Raw genomic sequence first — 19,407 nt, 5'->3', positions numbered from 1 at the left:
TCCGCGGGATCAGGATGCCCGCCGCTACGCCTCCGCGCGAGGCTTTTCGATCTCCGCGCAGAGCGCGCGGGTGAAGTCGTCGGTGCTCGCGGTGCCGCCGAGGTCGCGGGTGCGCACCTGGCCGGCGCGGTAGACGGCGGTGAGCGCCCGCTCGATCCGGTCGGCCGCCTCGTGCTCGCCGAGGTGCCGCAGCATCATCACGGCGCTCTGCACGAGCGCCGTCGGGTTCGCGTAGCCCTTGCCCGCGATGTCCGGCGCCGACCCGTGCACCGCCTCGAAGACCGCGGCCTCGTCGCCGATGTTCGCGCCGGGCACGATCCCGAGGCCGCCGACCAGGCCGGCGCCGAGATCCGAGAGGATGTCGCCGTACAGGTTCTCCGTCACGAGCACACCGAGCTTGTTCGGCTCGCGGACCATCGTCATGGCCGCCGCGTCCACGATCATCTCGCCGAGCTGGACCTCGGGGTGCCCGACGGCGACGCGCCGCGCGCAGTCGAGCGCCAGGCCGTCGGAGAGCTTCATGATGTTCGCCTTGTGGACGATGGTCACCTTGCTCCGGCCGTGCTGCTTCGCGTACCGGAACGCGAACTCGGCGATGCGCGTCGAGCTGCGCTCGGTCGTGAGCTTGATGCTCTGGGCCACGCCGGGCAGGATCATGAGCTCGAGCCCGGCGTAGAGCCCCTCGGTGTTCTCGCGCACGATGACCATGTCGACGTCGAACCGAGGCTCGACGCCCGGCAGGCTGCGGATCGGCCGCACGTTGGCGTAGAGGTCGAGCGTCTGCCGGAGCGTCACGTTGACCGACCGGAACCCGCCGCCGATCGGCGTGGTCACCGGGCCCTTGAGGGCGATCCGGTTCTTCCGCACGGCGTCGATGACGGGGAGGGGGAGCGGCGAGCCCGTCAGCTTCGCCACCTCGATGCCCGCGTGGTGGATCTCCCAGTCGACGGCGACGCCGGCGGCGGAGACCACGTCCTGAGTCGCCTTCACGACCTCCGGGCCGATGCCGTCGCCGGGGATCAACGTGATGCGATAGGCCATGGGACGTCCCATTAGCAGGTGTGCTGGCGGGAACAATGGGCAAGCGAGCCCGAGCGTACGGCGGGGGACGCGCGCTCGCCTGCCGGCGCGCGCCGCGCGGGGCCGGGGAGACGCGCGGGGCGACCGGGGGAGGTGGTGCGATGCGCCTTTTACAACCGCGGCCGACCTCGCTAGGGTAGGCCCCCGCACGGCCTGACGGGCCGCTGTCACCCGGAACCGGGCGCGGGCCGGGCCATCCGCCCCCGCCCATGTTCACCAACTAGAGTGAAGGAGCGTGCTCATGCACCCTCGTGTCTTGAAAGGTCGCAGCCTTGCTTTCGCGGCCTTCCTGCCTGCCGTGATCGCGTCGTTCTCGCTGGGGTGCGGTTACTCCGAGGAGGAGTGGAAGGCCCAGCTCGACAAGTACAGCCGCCTTCAGAGCCAGCAACAGAGCACGGAGCAGCGCCTCGCCGAGACCCAGAAGGCGCTCGAGGTGGAGCAGGCGAAGGTCGCGGAGCTGACGAGGCAGCTCGAGGCGGCCGGCGTCGACATCAGCAAGCTGAACGAGAACCTCCAGGCGACGAGCACGCAGGTGTCGCAGCTGAGCTCGACGCTCGAGGAGCGCGAGAAGGCGCTCGCCGAGTTCAAGGCCCGCGCCCGCCAGCTGGAGCAGATCAAGGCGCGCTTCGAGACGCTCCGGAAGAAGCTGGACGAGCTCACGAAGCTCGGCCTCGCGGTGAACATCCGGAACAACCGGATGGTCATCTCGCTGCCGGGGGACGTCCTCTTCGACTCCGGGCGCGAGACGCTGAAGAAGGAGGGCAAGGAGATCCTCCTCAAGGTGGCGACGGTCGTCCGGAACGACCCGTCGCTGCTCAACCGCTACTACCAGGTCGCCGGCCACACCGACAACAGGCCGCTCGCGGGCGGTCAGTTCCGCGACAACTGGGGCCTGTCGCTGATGCGCGCGCGCGAGGTGCTGCTGTACCTGGTCAGCCCGGCCGACATGAAGGGCGGCGGGGGCGCGCTCCCGGTCGCGAAATGGAGCGCCGCGGGCTTCGCGGACACCGACCCGGTCGCGACGAACGACACGGACGAGGGGCGGCAGAAGAACCGCCGGTGCGACCTCATCGTGGTGCCGAGCGTCGAGGAGATGCTCGACCTCAAGGCGATCACGCAGTAGCGCGGGATCGCGCGGCGCGCGCCGCGGGAGCGGCGCGCGCGGCCGCGGTCCGGATCCACGCTCGTCGGGCGCTCGTTCTGCGCCGTCAGGTCGGCTCGGGCCAGCTGCTGTGGCCATCGCCGCCCGGCCAGGGCGGCGCGGTCCTGCGGAACTCGCTCGGCGTCTGGCCGGTCACGGCGCGGAACGCGGCGGCGAACGCGCCGAGGCTCTGGAAGCCGACGTCGACCGCGACCTGCGTGACGCTGGCGCTCGGGCCGGAGAGCAGGTCGAGCGCCCGGAGCACGCGCGCGCGCGTGACGAAGGCGCGCCACGTGACGCCGGTCTCCTCGCGGAACCGCCGCCGCAGGGTGCGCTCGGTCGCCCCGGCGAACGCCGCGGCCCGCGCGAGATCCGCGCCCGCGACGTCGCCGAGCGCGCACGCGATCGCCCGCTGCACCGGCGGCGTCCTGCCGCGGGGCAGCCGGTACGTGGCGCCGCGATCGAGGAGCGGCGCGATGAGATCCGCCATCGCCGCGAAGAAGGTGTCGGCCGCGGCGTCGTCCGGGCGCCGCGCGACCGGCCAGCGGCGCGCGTAGATCACCATCTCGCGCAGGAGCGCGGGCACCTCGAAGACCCTCACGGCCGTGAGGGGGGAGGGGAACGCCGCGGGCTCGAAGTAGATCGAGACGATCGACGCGTCGCGGCGGGTGGTCGCGTGCGGCTCGCCCGCGGGGATGAGCGCGGCGCGCTGCGGGGGGAGCAGGAAGGACGCGTCCTCGACGTCGAGGCGCGCCGTGCCGGCCAGGGGGCAGAGCAGCTGGTGCCGCGCGTGCGTGTGCCAGGCGTAGGTGGCGCCCGGCAGCTCGTCTTCATAGGAGAACGCGCGCGCGGGGACCTGGTCGAGCCCGAGCCTGGCGAGGTGCTCGGCGGTCTCCGTGGGGGTCATGACGCGGGTTTGCACGGCGTGGCCTCTCGGCGACGATCTTTGTCCTGTCGCCGGCAGCCGTAAAGACCGAGGTGGTCCACCTTCGAGCCCCATGAGCCAAGCCGATCCCACGACGCATGATGCGCTGATACAGGAACAGTTCACGAGGCAGGCGAGGCCGTTCGCCGAGGTCGAGGCCCACTCGGCCGAATCCGCCATGGCGCTGCTGCTCGACGCGCTCGCGCCGGCGCCGGGCGACGCGGCCCTCGACGTCGCCTGCGGGCCGGGCATCGTCGCCTGCGCGCTCGCGCCGCGCGTGGCGAGCGTGCGGGGGCTCGACATCGTCCCGGCGATGCTGGACGAGGCGCGGAAGCGACAGGCGAGCCTCGGCCTCTCCAACGTCACCTGGGAGCTCGGCGACGCGAGCCGGCTGCCCTATCCGGACGAGAGCTTTCGCATCGTCACGACCCGCTACAGCTTCCATCACCTGCTGGATCCGCTCGTGACGCTGCGCGAGATGGCCCGCGTGTGCCAGAGGGCCGGGCGGGTCGCCGTGATCGACGTGGCGCCCGCCGAGGACAAGCGGGACGCGTACGACGCCGCCGAGAAGATCCGCGATCCGTCGCACGCGCGGGCGCACACCGAGCGCGAGCTCGGCGCCCTGTTCGATGCGGCGGGGCTCGAGATCGAGACGACCGCGCGGTACAGGCTCGAGGTGGAGCTCGAGGCCACGCTCCGGGCCTCCTTCCCGGAGCCCGGCGGGGCGGATCGGCTCCGGGCCCTCTACCGCGCCGACGTCGGCGTCGACGCGCTCGGCGTCGGCGCGGCGCTCCGGGGGGACGAGGTGTGCTTCGCGTATCCGATCGTCATCCTGGTGGGGCGCAAGCGCGGCTGAGCCGAGCGGCGCCCTCGGCCGGGCGCAACGACGGCGTCGAGGCGCCGGGGCGCGGGAGCTCAGGGGGGCGGCGCGGCCGGGCAGGAGGGGTCGGTCGTCGCCTCGACGTCGTCGACGTGCAGCGTCTCCTGGCCGAGCGGCTCGTCGCAGACGCCGCTGGCTCCCAGCTTGAAGGAGAGGTGCTGGGGCCTGCCCGCCGTGCGCGGATCCAGGCAGATCGTCCGCTGCTTCCAGCGCTCGCTGGCAGGGAGGGCGGCGCCCGGGGTCGAGGAGGCGGTCGCCGCGCGGAGGCCGCTCGTGCGGTACCAGAACTTCAGCGCCGGGCCGGCCGTCCCCTCGGGCGCGGGCACCGTGAACACGGTGGAGGCCGAGGGCTCCCGGCACGGCTTCTTCACGGACAGCGAGAGCGAGACCTCGCCGGAGTGCGCGGCGGAGGCGTCGACGGCGAGCCTGGCGCTGCCGCGCGCGGGATCGTCCGCGTTCAGGACCCACGCCGGCGAGAGGCTCGCGCCGGCGCCGGCGTTCTCGAAGCCGGGGTCGAACAGCGGCGCGTCCCCGGGGCACCGATCGTCGGAGACGAAGGCGAGATCATCCACCGCGAAGTCGCGTTGGTTCTCGTCCGTGCACGGCTGGCTGTTCCGGTTCCGGTAGGCGAAGGCGAGCCTGTGCGCCATGCCGAGCGCCCACCGGGGTAAACAGACGTGCGAGACCTGCGCCTCGCCCGTGCCCGTCAGCGCCGTCAGCTGGTGCGTGCTCAGCGTGACGTTGACGACCGCGCCCGGGCTGCCCTGGCTCCAGATGCGGAGCGCCGGGTTCGGCAGCGCGGGGGAGGGCAACGGCGCCGAGACCGTGCCCTCGAGCGAGGGATACTGGCAGAAATGCGTGGTGCCGAGATGCCCGCCCTTGCCGCCGCCCAGGCCCAGGCCGCTCTTGACATCGGAGACGCCGTTCTCCGGCTTCGCCGTCCAGCCCGCGTCGCCTGCCTCGAAGTCGCCGTTCAGCACCTGGCCCGGCAGGGGACAGGCGCTCATCTCGTCCGGTCGAATCGCGACGTCATCGAACGCCAGGATGTAGCCCTGTCCGGCCTCCTGGTCGCACTGTGGAGATCTCCGGGAGGGCCCGAGGAGCAGCTCGATCTGCCCGCCATAGGCGCGCTCGCCCAGGCAGACGCGCTGCGGGGCAAAGGACGAAGAGGGCATGAGATCGAGGTTCGTGAAACCGCCGTTGATGCGGACCCCGACGCCCGGGGGACCGATGCAGCCCAGGCCGGCGTCGCAGGCGACGTGCGCGGCGAACGTGAGGAGCAGCGGCTCGGCGCACGCGAGGTCCGGCATCGTGAGCTGCTGAGAGAAGCCCGCCATCTGGCACACCGCGTCCCGGCCGATGACCCCGGCCCCGGGGTTGCCGTTGCCCTCGGCCTCGGGGTGGACGAGCGCGGCGCCCGTGGCGCTCCAGGCGTCCGCGCTCTGGAACGAGGGATCCTGCGGGCCCCCCTGCCAGACGCACTCGCCGTCGACGATGGCGTATCCGTCGGTGCAGCCGCAGCCCGAGATGCATACGCCGTCCGCGCAGCGGAGCTCGCCGTCGCACTGGCCGAGAGTCCCGCACGGACAGCCCTCCTCTCCGGGAGGACAGGCCCCGCCGCCCGCCTCCCCGCCGGCGCCGCCCGCGCCCTCGGCGGCGCCGGCAGCGCCGCCCGCGCCGTCGCCCGCGCCCCCGGCGCCGCCGCCGCCCGCGCTCCCGGTGCCGCTCTCGCCGCCCTCGCCGTCCTCGCCGCCCGCATCCGCCGCGCTCGACGCTGCGGCGGGAGCGCCCTGCTCCGTCCCGGAGCAAGCGCTCGCGAGCGCGCCGATCAAGGCGCAGCCACAGGTGAGCGCGCGTGTCCACATATCCATCAATTCAAGTTAGCGGTCGAATCATGCACCGGCAAGGCGGATACCGCATTTGGACAACAAGATAGATAGATGGATAAGGAGATCTCTCAAGTGCTATCGGGCAAAACCGGAGATGGCGACGCCGCGCGCTGAATTCGAGCGCTTCTGCGCGACGAACGAATGCGCTCGAATACCCATTGAGCGAGCGCGAGCGCCGGTCCGGCGGCGCTTCGCGCGAGCGGCGACCTCCCCACATGAGCTCCGCAGCGCGAGCCGGACAGGCGCCGTCGCGGCGCCGTCGGACGTTCAGCGACTCACGACGTGCTCGGGGCAGCGCGTCACGCGTCACTTGCCGGAAGCGGCGCCGGAGGTATCGAGCGCCGCGGGCGGCGCGAAGCTCGAGACGGTGCTCCCCCCGGCGGCCTCTGCGTCGAGGAAGGCCCGCAGCGCGGCGAGCAGCGGCCGCGACGCGCCGACGAAGGGCAGGTGATCGTCGCCCGGCAGCTCGACATAGCGCGCGCCGCGGATGCGGCCGGCCAGGTCGCGCCCGGCCGCCGCGGGGACGGCCCGATCGCCGGCCCGGTGCAGCACCAGCGACGGGGCGCTCACCAGGCCCAGCGTGGACCGGATGTCGGCCGCCGCGTGCGCCCGGAGCATGCGCGCCGCCCCGCTCGGGCTCGCGCCGTGGCGCAGGTACGCGGCCCAGGAGCGCCGGAACGCGGCGTCGTCCGCGGCCGAGGGGGCGAGGCGATCGAGGAAGAGCGGCTCGCCCCAGCCGCTCCGCAGCGCGCGCTCGGCCTCCTCGGCGTCCTCGCCGCTGAGCCCGAAGAGGCACCCGGGCCAGGCCGCCATCTGCGCCGCGCTCCCGAGCGCGATCAGCGCGCGCGCCCGCGCCGGGTGCGCCGCCGCGAGCAGCGCGCACGGCGCGAAGCCGCCCCCCACGCCGAGGAGCGCCGCCCGCTCCACGCCGGCCGCGTCCAGAACGGCGAGCAGATCCTCGGCCTGCTGCTCGGCGGGCGCGCCGGCGCCCTCGCGCTCGCTCATGCCGGTGCCGCGCTGATCGAGCACGACGAGCCGCGTCCGCGCGCCGAGCTCGGCGAAGAACCGGGACATGAGCGGGTCCTCCCACGCGGCCTCCACGTGCGTCACCCACCCCTGGACGAGCACCAGATCGAGCGGCCCGTCGCCCGCGGCCCTGTAGGCCAGGCTCGCGTCCGCGCTCGTGGCGAACCGGGTCTCCGCCGCGAGCAGCGGCGCCGGCGTCCGCGCCGAGGAGACCGCCGTCCCCCGCGCGGCCTCGAGCCCGCGCCGCATCGCCTCGGCGACCTGCGCGTACGCGCCCGCCCACGCCCGCGCGGTGGCGGGCGACCACGCGTCGCCCTCCAGCTCCTCGAGCGCCTCGAGCAGCGCCCGGCCCACGGCGTCGAAGTGCTCGGGCAGCGTGGCGTAGGCCGCGTGGCGGCGCCCGAGCGCCTCGAGCATCTCGACCAGCTTGTCCGGCGCGCGCAGGTTGTCGATCACGAGCTGCAGCGCCGCGGCGAGCTTGAGCCGCTGCTCGCGCATGTCCGGCGGGAACAGCGCCCGGAGCGCCGGCTCCCGATCGAAGAGCCGCTCGTAGAAGCGCGAGACGAGCTCCTCGGCGCGCGGCGCGAGGCGCGCGAAGGAGGCGCCCACGACGTCCGCGTCCGTCTCCGGCGACCCCGCGGACGCGGGCCCGGAGCGCACGATCTGGAACGCGCGGCAGAGCGCCTCGGTCTCCTCGAGCGCGGCCTGCACCTCCTCGGCCGACGCGAAGCGCGCCGCGGGATCGCGCAGGACGCAGCGGTCGATGACCTCCGCGAGCATCTCCGGGACGTCGGGGCAGAGCGAGCGGAGCGGCGGGAGCGCGCGCGCCGTCACCCAGCTGGCGATGGCGTGCAGGTCGAGCCCGGCGTGGGGCAGCCGGCCCACGCACAGCTCGTAGAGGACCAGCCCGAGCGCGTAGACGTCGGACTGGAGCGTGCCGGCGGTCCCGGTCCAGAGCTCCGGCGCGAGGTAGAGCGGCGTGCCCATCATCGTGCCGCCATGGGTCAGGCCGGCGGCCTCGAGCGCGGGGGCCGCGTCGGCCTCCATGAGGATCGCGGTCGTCGCCGCCGACACGTCCGAGAGCGTCCGGCGCGCGGGCGCGCCGGGGGGCCTCGACGAGACGCGCCGGCCCGCGTCGCGGCCGGCGGGCCGGTCGACGAGCTTGGCGAGCCCGAAGTCGAGCAGCTTCACCTCGCCGTTCGCGTCGAGCATCACGTTCGCCGGCTTGATGTCGCGGTGCAGGACGCCCCGCCGGTGCGCCGCGGCGAGCCCGCGCGCGAGGCCGAGCGCGATGCGCAGCGCGGCCTGCCACGGGACCGGCTTCGGGAGCAGCTCGAGCGGCTCGCCCTCGACGAACTCGTAGGCGATGTAGGGCCGCCCGCGCACCTCGCCGATCCGGAAGACGGCGACGACGTTGGGGTGCTGGAGGCGCGCGATCGCGCGGGCCTCGACGCGCAGCCGCTCGATGGTCCTCGGATCGGGGTTGTCCGCGGCGACGAACTTGAGCGCGACGGGTCGGTCGAGGACCTCGTCGTGGGCGAGGTACACCTGCCCCATGCCCCCGCGGCCGAGCGACCTGACCACGCGGTAATCGTCGAAGGTGGAGGGCGGCGCCCACGGCTCCGAGGACGACGGCGGCGGCTCGGCCTCGCCGGAGCGGCGCTCCGTCGAGGGGAGCAGGAGCGGCGCGCCCACGTCGCTCTCGCTCGCGCGCGCCGAGATCGCGGCGCGGCAGTCGGCGCAGCCGTCGACGTGCGCGCGCAGGGTCGCCGTGGCCTCGTGCGGGAGGCGGCCCTCGAGCCAGGCGGCCAGGGCGTCTTCGGACGGGCACGGGATCATGCGCTGCGGTTCTCCGGAGCGGCATTCTCCGTGCGAGGAGTGTTCCGCGCAATGGCGGCGGGGGCTCTGCCGCGCCGCGCTGCGCCGGTGCCGTCGTGAGACGGTGCCCGTCTGTCCCGGCCGCGCCGCGTCGACGCGCGGCGCGGGCCCCGCCGAGGAGCGCGCTCGAGGCGCGCGCGGGGCACATCGCCGGCGGCGGACCGGCAAAGGAGCGCTCGCGGCGCGCGCGGGGCATATCGCCGGCTGTGGACCGGCGCAGCCGCGGTGTCACGATCTGGAATTCTATGAGCAAGTCGAAGCCACCGCCGAGCCCAGCGCCCCGGTCGGAGACGGTGCGGCAGACGCTCCTGGAGGAGCTGCGCAGGGGCGCCGCGACCGCGTGGGAGCTCTCCGGGCGCCTCGGGCTGCGCGAGCGCGACGTGACGCCGCACCTCGAGCACCTCGCGCGCTCGCTGCGCGCCCGCGGCGAGCGGCTCTCGATCGCGCCGGCGCGCTGCCTGCGCTGCGGCTACGCGTTCGACGAGCGGCGCTCGCTGGCGAAGCCGAGCCGCTGCCCGGCGTGCCGCGGGGAGCGCATCGAGGCGCCGCGGTTCCGCGTCGACGCGGGCGAAGGGTGACCCTCCCCGCGGCCGCTCACAGCGTCGGCCGATCGAGCTCGCGCTCCGCGGCCTCGTCGATCGTCGCCTCCGGCGAGCCCGCGGGCGCGGGGCCGAGCTGCACGATGGCGCGCAGCGCCTCCATCGCCTCCTCGACGGCGCCCTCGCGGCCGAGCCCCCGCAGGCTCCACGCCTTCACGTAGAGCGCGCGCTTTCGCAGCGCCGCGCCCGCGGGGCCGCGGAGCGCCGCGTCGCAGGCGCTCACGGCCTCGTCGAGGCGCCCCGCCGCGAACGCGAGGTTGGCCAGCGCGAGGTGGGCCTCGGGCGCCTCGCGCGACGCCGGGTGCTCGAGGGCGAGCTGGCGCAGCCGCGCCTCGGCGCCGCGCAGGTCCCCGCTGTCCTGGAGCGCCTGCGCGAGCCTGAGGAGCGCCGAGGGCCGCTGCGCCGCCGCGCGCAGCGCCGGCGCGTCGACGAGCGCGGCGTAGGCCGCGACGGTCCTCGAGAGCACCCGCGCGGCCTCCGCCTCGAGCGCCGCCCGCCGGGCCTCGGCGCGCTCGCCCGCGGCGCCGGCCTCCGCGGCCTCGTCGAGCACGAAGAGCTGCACGCCGATCGCGCGGCGGCGGCTCGCCAGCGACTCCGCCTCACGGAAGAGCCGTTCCGCCGCCGCGCCCGCGTCTGCGTGGCCGGGGCGCGCCGGAGCCGCCGCGCCCGCGTCTGCGTGGCCGGCGCGCGCCGGCGCTCCCCCCGCGATGCACCCCGCCGAGGCGAGGGCGAGGGCCGCGAGGGCGGCGAGCCGCCGCGCCGCCGCCCTGCGCGGCTCCGTGAAGCTCCCGGCGGCCCCCGCTGCGCTCTCCAGCACCCGTGACACTCCCTCTCCTCCGTGGACCCGCCTGCAGCAGAGGACGCGAAACGCCGCGCCCCTCGCGAGCCGAACGGCGCGGGAAGATAGCGGCGGACGCCCCCGCGACCAGGCCAATCGGCGGCGAGCGCGCCGATTCTCGCCCTGCTGCCGCGCGGAGATCTGGGCCTTTCGAGCGCCGTGCGCGGCGGACCACACGCGGCGCGCCGGGCGGAGCGAGGCGCCGCCGCGCGCTCCGCCTCGGCCCATCCATTGCGTCTCGGCCTTCATCTTCCCCGTCCGCGCCGTCGCTTCACACCGGGCGGGGAACGCACCGAGATGGAGAGTCACGACATGGCGACAAAGGTGAACTGCCTCCCGTTCACGATGCCCTCGATGCCGCGCCTCGGGCTCGACGACCTCGAGGACCGCTTCAGGCGCCTCTCGCTCCTCATGTACGACACGGGCGCTCCGCTCGCGACGCTGGAGAAGGAGGTTTATCCCTACCTCGCCCCTGGCATCGAGTTCGTCAATCCGTGGCGGCGCGTGCGCGGCGTCGAGACGTACCAGGTCGACCTCTCCGGGGCGCGCGGCGGCCCCCGCTTCGACCTCGACGTCTCGCAGCTGAGCGTCCGGCTCTGCGCGCCGCGCGACGCGGGCCGCGCCGTCGTCGACGGCACCCTCTACCTGAGGCTGTTCCCGCGCTGCGCGTACCCGATGCGGGTGATCCTGACGTACGAGTTCGACCTGATCGATGGAGGCGAGAGCTTCAGGATCACGCGTCACGAGGAGATCTGGCGCGTCGGGGACATCCTGCGGAAGCTTCCATTCATCGGCCGCTCCTACGACGTCTTCCGGTCCTGCTCGGGTTACGTCTTCACCGGGGCGGTGCTCCTCTCCCGCGCCCTCGCCGGCCGGCCGGCCGGCCCCGCGGCCGCGCGGGCCGCGCCCGCGCCCTCGCGCTGAGCGGCCCGGGCGGCGAGCGGGCGATCCTCTCCACGCTCCCCGAAGCATCCCGATGCAATCCCGACGCGACACAGCGCAATGCGCAATGACGGAGCACGGAGCACGGAGCACGGAGCACGAAGGACGCGCGGACGTCCCGCTTGACGAGCCCGGATCGCCGCGATATGACTCCCTTCGTGAGCTCCCGTCTCACCGCGACCACGACGACCACTACCCGCACCGGCGGGATGGTTCTCGTGTGCATGCGATGAGCTGACGATCCACGAGACACCAAGCCCCGCCGGAATCCGGACGGGGCACGTCGCTTTTCAGCGCTCCGTCTGGCCCGGCCACCGCCGACGGAGACTGACATGCTCGACGAAGACGATCATCGCTATCTGGGCCAGCGCCTCGATCTGTTCCACCTCCAGGAGGAGGCGCCTGGCATGGTGTTCTGGCACGCGCGCGGCTTCACGCTTTATCGCCTCCTGGAGGAGGCGGTCCGGCGCCAGATGATGCGCGACAGCTATCGAGAGGTCCGCACGCCGCTGATCCTGCGCCAGGCGATCTGGAAGGCGAGCGGCCACTGGGACAACTTCTCCTCGAACATGTTTCGGCTGTCCGAGAAGGATCACGCCGCCGCCATCAAGCCCGTGAACTGCCCGGGTCACATGCAGATCGTGGCGCGCATGGCGCCGTCGTACCGGGATCTGCCGCTCCGGATCGGCGAGCTCGGCATGGTGCACAGGGACGAGCCGAGCGGCACGCTGCACGGCCTGTTCCGGCTGCGGCAGTTCACTCAGGACGACGGCCACATCTTCTGTGTCGAGGAGCAGGTCGAGGACGAGGTCGTGCGTTTCGCGAGCGCGCTGCGCGACTTCTATGCCGGCTTCGGCTTCCACGACATGGCGGTCGGCTTCTCGACGCGCCCCGCCGAGCGCTACGGGAGCGACGCCGTGTGGGACCGGGCGGAGGCGGCGCTGTCCGCCGCGGCGAGGAGCGCGGGGCTCGAGTACCGCCTCCAGCCCGGGGAGGGGGCCTTCTACGGGCCCAAGCTCGAGTTCGTGCTGCGCGACCGGCTCGGGCGGAGCTGGCAATGCGGGACGATCCAGCTCGATCTCGTGCTGCCGGAGCGCTTCGACATCACCTATGTAGAAGCGTCTGGCGCGCGCCGGCGACCAGCGATCCTCCACCGCGCGCTGTTCGGCAGCGTGGAGCGCTTCCTCGGCATCCTGCTCGAGCATTACCGGGGCGCGCTGCCGCTCTGGCTATCTCCCGAGCAGGTCGTCGTGGTGCCGGTGACAGACGCGCAGCGCGCTTATGCCGACGAGGTCCTCGAGCGCCTCCGCCAGAAGGGGGTGCGCGCGATCCTCGACGCGGGCGACGATACGCTGTCGCGGAAGATCGCCCTCGCGCACGCCGCCTCGATCCCCCTGGTCGCGGTGGTGGGCAAGCGCGAGGCGGAGCGCCGCTCCGTGGCGCTCCGGGAGCGCGAGGGCGGACAGCAGCGCGAGCTCCCGCTCGACGAGGCCGTCGTCGAGGTCGTGCGGCGGTGTGAGCCGCAGGCCTGAGCGCGCGCCGGCGATCTCCCGGAACCAGGCGCCCGCGCGCGTGTCGTACGGATCCCCGGAGCCCTGATCTCCCCGGCCCGGGGATCCGCACGACGACCCTCACCTCACCCACGGAGCAACATGGGATCTCTGCCGCCCGGCCCGAAGTCGTTCAGCCTCGTGGACTATCTCCGCTCTGGGCTCATCTCCTCCGAGCCCGTCTTCAAGCGTTACGCCGCCGAGCACGGCCCGACGTTCCGCGTGAAATCTCCGAACGGGATGCTGACCATCACGGGCGATCCGGAGGCGATCCGCGCGATCTACACGGCCGACCCCGATACGTTCGGGGTCTGGGCCGCCGAGCTGACCGAGCCGGTCTTCGGGACGACCTCTGTGGTCGTGACGACGGGCGCCCGGCACCGGCGCGATCGGAAGCTGCTCGGGCCGCCGTTCAGCGCCGGCGCGATGCGCGGTTATGGCGAAGCGATCGCGGACATCAGCCTGGGCGAGGCGTCGCGGTGGCGCCCGGGGCGCTCGTTCTCGATGGTCGTGGCGACGCAGGCGATCGCGCTCGACGTGATCGTCCGCGTGGTCTTCGGCGTGAGGGGCGAGGAGCGCGTCGGGCGGACCCGCGAGGCCGTGCTCGCGCTCATCGACTCGCTGAGCGCGAGCTTCTTCGTCTTCCCCGCGCTCCGGCGTGAGCTCGGCGGCTTCGGCCCTTATGCGCGCAACCGGCGCGCGGCCAGGGCGCTCGACGCGCTGCTGGTCGAGGAGGTCCAGCGGAGGCGCGCGGCGGGAGACGCCTCGCAGGACATCCTGGGCCTGATGATGAGCGCCCGGCACGACGACGGCGGGGGCATGAGCGACGTCGAGATCGCGGATCAGCTCCGCGCGCTCCTGTTCGCGGGCCACGAGACGACGGCCATGTCGCTCGCGTGGGCGATGTACTGGCTGCACCGCGAGCCCGCCGTGCTCGCGCGCCTCCTCGCCGACATCGACGCGCTCGGCCCGTCGCCCGCGCCGGACGCGCTCGCGTCGCTGCCGTACCTGGAGGCGGTGTGTCTGGAGGCGCTGCGCATCCACCCGCCGGTGGTCGATGTCGGCCGCGTCGCGAACAGGCCTTTCCAGCTCGGGCGCTACACCATCCCGGGCGGCGAGTCCGTCGCCGCCTCACCGCTGCTCCTGCACGGCCGCGAGGATCTCTACCCGTCGCCCGAGCGATTTCGCCCCTCCCGCTTCCTCGAACGGAAGTTCTCTCCGTTCGAGTTCATCGCCTTCGGCGGCGGCGCCCGCCGGTGCCTTGGCGCGGCGTTCGCGATGTACGAGATGAAGGTCGTCCTCGGCACGATCCTCGGGAGATACCGGCTCCGGCTCGAGAGCCAGGCGCCCATCCAGCACGTGCGCCGCGGGCTCACCATGGGGCCGAGCGGGGGCATGGCGATGATCCTGGAGGGCGAGCGGGAGAGGCCCAGCGCGGCCGCCCCCGCCGCGCGCTCCGGCGCGGCGCTGGGGCTCTCGCCGGCGCTCGCGCTTGACAAAGTTAGTTAGGCTCACGAACTATTGAGGGTGACCGACACGCTGACCGTCTTCACCACGCTGCTGCTCGCGCGGATCGCTCGCGTGGATCGCACCGCCTTGCAGCTGATCCAGGGGCGCCTCGCCGAGCGGGGGGTCACGCTCGCGGAGTTCCGCCTGATCGGCGCGCTGCTCGGAGAGCGCGTGGGGCTCACGCAGCGCGAGCTCGCCGAGCGGCTGCAGATCACGGCCGCGTCGCTCTCGGCCCTCGTCGGCCGCCTCGAAAAGAAGGGGCTCGTCGAGCGGACCCCCGACGAGAGCGACGCGCGCGCCTTCCGCGTGCGCTGCACGCCTCAGATCGCGGAGTACGACTGGGTCCAGGACGTGGTGGTCGAGGTGGAGCGCCGCGCGACGCGGGGCATTCCGGCCGCGGAGCTGGAGACCACGAGGCGTGTCCTCGCCGACATGATCGGCAATCTCGAGATCGACGACACGCCCGTTCCACCGATGAGGCGAGAGAAATGAAGCCCTCACGCCTCAGCCACCCGGCGATGAGCGCCGGCCGCCGCACATCTCCGGGAAAGGCGCGGCTCAGAAGGTAAGGTGACGATCTGGGCGCCGGCCCCGGAGGAGAGCCGCGCGATGGAGAGGAGAGCCGACGTGCAGGCGAGACGACAAGGACGGATCACGGACGTCCTTCGTTACGCGATCTCGCGCGGCGCCTCGAGCGCGCTCGTTCGGTCCGGACATCGCGGAGGCGGCGAGGCGCGCCGCGCGGAATCGCGGGGCGCGGGAGCGGGCGAGCGGCGCCGGGAAATTGGCGTGCGAGGAGGTCCGATCACCCACTACGCTGTGCACCTCCTCGAACCGCGAAGGCTACCATGAGCGATGACATCGTTGAGCTGACCACGAAGCACACATACGGCACCTGGCGCGCTCAGCGCGGCTGGAAGCCGATCCACGTCACCCGCGCGGAGGGCTGCGCGTTCTGGGATGCGTCCGGCAAGCGCTACCTGGATCTGTCCTCGCAGCTCATCTGCTCGAACCTCGGGCACCAGAACGAGGCCGTGATCGAGGCGATCTGCGCGCAGGCGAGGCAGCTCGCCTACATCAGCCCGGCGCACACGTGCGAGGTGCGGGTCAGGGCGGCGCAGAAGCTCCTGGAGGTGATGCCGAAGGGGCTCGACAAGTTCTTCTTCGCGACGTCGGGCACGGAGGCGAACGAGGCGGCGTTCAAGATTGCGCGGCTCTACACGGGCAAGCACAAGATCATCGCGCGCTACACGTCGTACCACGGCTCGACGGGGGGCTCGATCGCGGCGACCGGCGACTTCCGCCGCTGGTTCATCGAGCCGGCCGGCAAGATCCCGGGCGTGGTGTTCGGCCCGGAGGTGAACTGCTATCGCTGCCCGCTCGGCCGGAGCTACCCCGAGTGCGGCGTCGCGTGCGCCGACTACCTGGCTTACATGATCGACCACGAGGAGAACGTGGCGGCGGTGCTGGTCGAGCCGATCGTGGGCACGAACGGCGTCCTCATCCCGCCGGCCGAGTACCTGCCGCGGATCGCCGAGGTCGCGCGCAAGCGAGGCGTGCTCCTCATCGCGGACGAGGTGATGAGCGGGTGGGGCAGGACCGGAAAGTGGTTTGCGGTCGATCACTGGGGGGTGGTGCCGGACATCCTGACGACCGCGAAGGGCGTGACGAACGCGGCCGCGCCGCTCGGGGTGGTGGCGACCTCGCGCGCGATCGCGGACTACTTCGACGACAACGTGTTCGCCCACGGCCACACCTACGAGGCCCACCCCCTCACGCTGGCCCCGGTGGTCGCCGCGATCGACGAGTATCGGCGGCTCGACCTCCTGAACCGCGCGACGAAGATGGGAGAGGTCGTGGGCGAGAAGCTCCGCGCCCTCAAGGAGAAGCACCCCTCGGTCGGCGATGTGCGCGGGATCGGCCTGTTCTGGGCGGTGGAGCTCGTGAAGGACCGCGCGACGAAGGAGCCGTTCAACGTGCCGCAGGACAAGGCGGCTCGGCGGCCCCTGGTGGTCGACGCGGTGGTCGCCGAGGCGGCGAAGCGCGGGGTGTCGGTCATGGGGTGGGTGAGCCACCTGCTCGTGGCGCCGCCGCTCATCATCAGCGAGGCGGAGATCGAGGAGGGGATCGCGGCGCTCGACGCGGCGCTCGACATCGCCGATCAGAAGCTCTCGGCCTGAGGCGCCCCGAGGGCCAGGCGGCCCCGCGGGGCGGTCGGGCCGGCGTGGCCTGGGCCGGCGGGGCCCAGGCCGGCGGGGCCGGGGCGGCCGCGGGCCATCGGGCCGGCGTGCTATGCTCGCGGGCATGACCGCACGTAGGAACGGCATCCCGACCCGTCCGCCCCGGAACACGGGGCCGATCGAGCTGCGGGACTTCGGGCCGACCGGCCGCCGGCTGGGGACGGCCGACGACTGCTACGACGGCAGCCCGTGGGAGCTGCACCGCGGGGAGCTGATCGAGCAGATGGGGAGCAAGGATATCCACGGCATCGTGATGGCCCTCCTCGCCGCCCTGTTCCGCACGCACGCGCGCGAGGGGCTCACGGTGATGACCGACGTGTACTGCGACCTCAGCGACCCGGCGGGGCCCTCGCTCCGGGCGCCGGACGTGGTGCTCGTGGGCGATCTCTCGTCGCCGCGGAACGACGCCTACCGCGGCACGCCGGTGCTGGCCGTGGAGATCCGGGGCACCCAGTCGAAGCGCTACCTCGAGGAGAAGGTGAAGCTGTACCTGGAGCACGAGTGGCCCTGGGTCTGGATCGCGCACGCGGAGCGGCGGGAGCTCGAGGTGGTGCGGCCGGGGACGGCGTCGATCACCTACCGGCCGGGCGCCGAGGTGCCGCTCCTGCCGGAGCTGGACAAGCACGGCCTCGGCGCCGTGCCGGTCGCGGCGCTGTTCGAGGAGCGCGAAGCGTCGCGGTTCACGGACGAGTGGGTGCGGGCGCGCGCCCAGTCGCAGGCCCACGCGCGCGCGATACTCGCGGTGCTCTCGGCGCGGGGCCTCGCGGTGCCCGAGGCGGTGCGGGCCCGGGTGCTCGCGTGCGAGGACCCGGCGGCGCTCGGGCGCTGGCTGACCAGCGCGGCGACGGCGGCGAGCGGCGAGGCGTTCGCGGCGGCGGTGGATCGCGGGTGACGCCGGCGGCCGTCACCGGCCCGAGGGGGCCGGCGGCGGCGCCGAGCCGGGCGCGCACCCGGCGGCGCGCCCGAGGAGCAGCTCGCGCTCGCGCGCGTTGCGCGTGAGCGACGCCGCGCGCTCGAACTCGACGCGCGCCTCGTCGAGGCGGCCGAGCTTCGCGAGGAGGTCGCCGCGCACGCTCGGCAAGAGGTGGTAGCTCTCGAGGGCGCGCTCCGAGGTCAGCGCGTCGACCACGGCGAGGCCCGCGGCCGGGCCGAACGCCATCGAGAGCGCGACGGCGCGGTTGAGCTCGACTACGGGCGACGGCGTGACCTGGGCGAGCGCCGCGTAGAGGGCCGCGATGCGCGCCCAGTCGGTCTCCGCCGCAGCGCGCGCCCGCGCGTGGCAGGCGGCGATCGCGGCCTGGAGCGCGTAGGGCCCCCGCGCGCCGCCGAGCTGCTCGGCGCGCTCGAGCGCCGCGAGGCCGCGGCGGATCAGGAGGTGATCCCAGAGGGCGCGGTTCTGATCCAGGAGCAGGATGGGCTCGCCCGACGGGCCGACCCGCGCCCTCGCGCGCGACGCCTGGATCTCCAGGAGCGCGACAAGGCCGTGGACCTCCGGCTCCTTCGGGACGAGCTCGGCCAGGATGCGGCCGAGGCGGAGCGCGTCCTCGCAGAGGGCAGGGCGCATCCAGTCGTCGCCCGCGGTCGCCGCGTAGCCCTCGTTGAAGATGAGGTAGACGACCTGGAGCACCGAGGAGAGCCGGGGGGCGAGCTCGGCCCCGCGGGGGACCTCGAAGGGGACGCGCGCCTCGGCGAGGGTCCGCTTGGCCCGGACGATGCGCTGGGCGACGGTCGGCTCCGGGACCAGGAACGTGCGGGCGATCTCCTCGGTGGTCAGGCCTCCGAGCAGGCGGAGCGTGAGCGCCACCTGCGCCTCGGTGGAGAGGACCGGGTGGCAGGCGGTGAACACGAGGCGCAGGAGGTCGTCGCCCACGTCGTCGTCGAGCGCGGCGTCCGGATCGGGCGCGGCCATCGCGCGCTGGGCCTCGATCTCGTGGCCGAGCTCCTCGTGCTTCCTCTCGAGCAGCTTGCTCCGGCGGAGCTCGTCGATCGCGCGGCGCTTCGCGGTGGCCATGAGCCACGCGCCCGGGTTGTCGGGGACACCCGCCTCCGGCCACCGCTCGAGCGCGGCGACGAGCGCGTCCTGCGCGAGCTCCTCGGCGAGGCCGACGTCGCGCACCATCCGCGTGAGGCCGGCGATGAGCCTGGCCGACTCGATCCGGAAGACCGCGTGGATCGCGCGATGCGCGTCGGGAGCCGTCACGGCGGCCGATCAGAGCACCTTCCTCCGCCGGCGCAAGCCCCCTCGGCCGCCGCGATCCCCCGGGGCGCGCCGTGGCTACTTCTTCGCCTCGACCTGCGCCCGCAGGCGCTCCTCCTGCTCCCGGAGCTCGGGCGTGAGCGCGGGGCCGAAGTCGTCCGCCGTGAACACCTGGCGGATCTCGACCTCGGAGTCCTCGTACATGGGGTTGGGACAGCGCTTCACCCACTCGATGGCCTCTTCCTTCGACTTCACCTCCCAGATCCAGAAGCCCGCGATCAGCTCCTTGGTCTCGGCGAAGGGCCCGTCGATCACGGTCCGCTTGTCGCCCGAGAACCTGACGCGCGCGCCCTTCGAGCTCGGGTGGAGCCCGTCGCCCGCGACCATCACGCCGGCCTTCACCAGCTCCTCGTTGAACTTCCCCATCTCGGTGAAGAGCTGCTCGCTCGGCATGACGCCCGCTTCGCTGTCCTTGGTGGCCTTGATCAGGATCATGAATCGCATGGTCGTTCTCCTTGCTTCCGTGTGGAGCCGGGCTTCCGGGCTCCGGCAGGGGTACGTCCCTGGCTCTACCGACGCGACGAACCGGGCGGGGCAAGATCGACACGCCGGGCGATCTTTTTTGCGGATGATGATAAGTCGGCGAACTTATTGAGGTTTACGTGTTCCGGCCGCCGGCTCCTGACCGGGATCTCGACGGCCGCCTCCGGCGG

General features: G+C 73.5%; 16 protein-coding genes. 9 read left to right on the top strand and 7 right to left on the bottom strand.

The genetic code is table 11. The features are described 5' to 3' along the window. Nucleotides 1–24: 24 nt before the first annotated feature. Nucleotides 25–1,041: an isocitrate/isopropylmalate dehydrogenase family protein gene (locus tag WMF20_RS37115; RefSeq protein ID WP_129578710.1), complete on the bottom strand. Its 1,017-nt coding sequence runs from the start codon at nucleotides 1,039–1,041 to the stop codon at nucleotides 25–27. Between the two features lie 280 nt (nucleotides 1,042–1,321). On the opposite strand from WMF20_RS37115, the gene WMF20_RS37110 reads away from it, so the two are divergent. Continuing rightward, nucleotides 1,322–2,203, top strand: a complete 882-nt coding sequence (locus tag WMF20_RS37110; RefSeq protein WP_129578709.1) for an OmpA/MotB family protein — start codon at nucleotides 1,322–1,324, stop codon at nucleotides 2,201–2,203. Between the two features lie 85 nt (nucleotides 2,204–2,288). Here the strand turns inward: WMF20_RS37110 and WMF20_RS37105 are convergent, their stop codons facing one another. Then, the gene (locus WMF20_RS37105; protein ID WP_129581825.1) at nucleotides 2,289–3,128 is read right to left on the bottom strand and encodes an AraC family transcriptional regulator; all 840 of its coding nucleotides are present in this window, start codon (nucleotides 3,126–3,128) and stop codon (nucleotides 2,289–2,291) included. Between the two features lie 91 nt (nucleotides 3,129–3,219). On the opposite strand from WMF20_RS37105, the gene WMF20_RS37100 reads away from it, so the two are divergent. Continuing rightward, nucleotides 3,220–4,002 carry a class I SAM-dependent methyltransferase gene (locus WMF20_RS37100; protein WP_129578708.1) on the top strand — a complete coding sequence of 261 codons (783 nt, stop codon included), beginning with the start codon at nucleotides 3,220–3,222 and terminating at the stop codon, nucleotides 4,000–4,002. 59 nt (nucleotides 4,003–4,061) lie between these two features. On the opposite strand, the gene WMF20_RS37095 is transcribed toward WMF20_RS37100, so the two are convergent. Both WMF20_RS37095 and WMF20_RS37090 read right to left on the bottom strand, forming a co-directional pair. After that, nucleotides 4,062–5,897, bottom strand: a complete 1,836-nt coding sequence (locus tag WMF20_RS37095; protein WP_437606502.1) for a hypothetical protein — start codon at nucleotides 5,895–5,897, stop codon at nucleotides 4,062–4,064. Nucleotides 5,898–6,221: 324 nt separating this feature from the next. Beyond that, nucleotides 6,222–8,780, bottom strand: a complete 2,559-nt coding sequence (locus tag WMF20_RS37090; protein ID WP_437606501.1) for an alpha/beta fold hydrolase — start codon at nucleotides 8,778–8,780, stop codon at nucleotides 6,222–6,224. Nucleotides 8,781–9,064: 284 nt separating this feature from the next. Here WMF20_RS37090 and WMF20_RS37085 point away from each other — a divergent pair, with 284 nt between their 5' ends. Continuing rightward, a complete protein-coding gene (locus tag WMF20_RS37085; protein WP_129578705.1) occupies nucleotides 9,065–9,397 on the top strand; it encodes a transcriptional regulator in 333 nt (110 codons plus the stop codon). A gap of 16 nt (nucleotides 9,398–9,413) precedes the next feature. Here the strand turns inward: WMF20_RS37085 and WMF20_RS37080 are convergent, their stop codons facing one another. Beyond that, complete coding sequence (locus tag WMF20_RS37080; protein ID WP_437606500.1) at nucleotides 9,414–10,244, bottom strand: tetratricopeptide repeat protein; 831 nt, start codon at nucleotides 10,242–10,244, stop codon at nucleotides 9,414–9,416. 324 nt (nucleotides 10,245–10,568) lie between these two features. On the opposite strand from WMF20_RS37080, the gene WMF20_RS37075 reads away from it, so the two are divergent. The 6 genes from WMF20_RS37075 (at nucleotide 10,569) to WMF20_RS37050 (ending at nucleotide 17,389) form a co-directional block, all read left to right on the top strand. Then, nucleotides 10,569–11,180: a hypothetical protein gene (locus WMF20_RS37075; RefSeq protein ID WP_437606498.1), complete on the top strand. Its 612-nt coding sequence runs from the start codon at nucleotides 10,569–10,571 to the stop codon at nucleotides 11,178–11,180. A 350-nt stretch (nucleotides 11,181–11,530) separates the two neighbouring features. Then, entirely contained in the window at nucleotides 11,531–12,730 is a 1,200-nt protein-coding gene (gene thrS / locus WMF20_RS37070) for a threonine--tRNA ligase (RefSeq protein ID WP_437606497.1), read from the top strand. 120 nt (nucleotides 12,731–12,850) lie between these two features. Then, nucleotides 12,851–14,257: a cytochrome P450 gene (locus WMF20_RS37065; protein WP_437606496.1), complete on the top strand. Its 1,407-nt coding sequence runs from the start codon at nucleotides 12,851–12,853 to the stop codon at nucleotides 14,255–14,257. A gap of 18 nt (nucleotides 14,258–14,275) precedes the next feature. Next, the gene (locus tag WMF20_RS37060) at nucleotides 14,276–14,749 is read left to right on the top strand and encodes a MarR family winged helix-turn-helix transcriptional regulator (RefSeq protein ID WP_129578701.1); all 474 of its coding nucleotides are present in this window, start codon (nucleotides 14,276–14,278) and stop codon (nucleotides 14,747–14,749) included. A gap of 356 nt (nucleotides 14,750–15,105) precedes the next feature. Next, nucleotides 15,106–16,437 (top strand): aminotransferase family protein, encoded by a 1,332-nt coding sequence (locus tag WMF20_RS37055; protein ID WP_129578700.1) that lies wholly within the window; start codon nucleotides 15,106–15,108, stop codon nucleotides 16,435–16,437. Between the two features lie 124 nt (nucleotides 16,438–16,561). After that, nucleotides 16,562–17,389 carry a Uma2 family endonuclease gene (locus tag WMF20_RS37050; RefSeq protein ID WP_437606495.1) on the top strand — a complete coding sequence of 276 codons (828 nt, stop codon included), beginning with the start codon at nucleotides 16,562–16,564 and terminating at the stop codon, nucleotides 17,387–17,389. Between the two features lie 12 nt (nucleotides 17,390–17,401). Here the strand turns inward: WMF20_RS37050 and WMF20_RS37045 are convergent, their stop codons facing one another. Together WMF20_RS37045 and WMF20_RS37040 are read right to left on the bottom strand one after the other, a co-directional pair. Next, a complete protein-coding gene (locus WMF20_RS37045) occupies nucleotides 17,402–18,697 on the bottom strand; it encodes an RNA polymerase sigma factor (RefSeq protein WP_437606494.1) in 1,296 nt (431 codons plus the stop codon). A gap of 75 nt (nucleotides 18,698–18,772) precedes the next feature. Then, nucleotides 18,773–19,198, bottom strand: a complete 426-nt coding sequence (locus WMF20_RS37040; protein ID WP_437606493.1) for a YciI family protein — start codon at nucleotides 19,196–19,198, stop codon at nucleotides 18,773–18,775. Nucleotides 19,199–19,407: the final 209 nt, after the last annotated feature.

The sequence above is a fragment of the Sorangium sp. So ce834 genome (assembly GCF_051521425.1).
In the GTDB taxonomy this organism is placed as follows: domain Bacteria; phylum Myxococcota_A; class Polyangia; order Polyangiales; family Polyangiaceae; genus Sorangium; species Sorangium cellulosum_D.
Note: the sequence above shows the minus strand (reverse complement) of the source record. Positions and strands in the feature narration are given on the sequence as shown.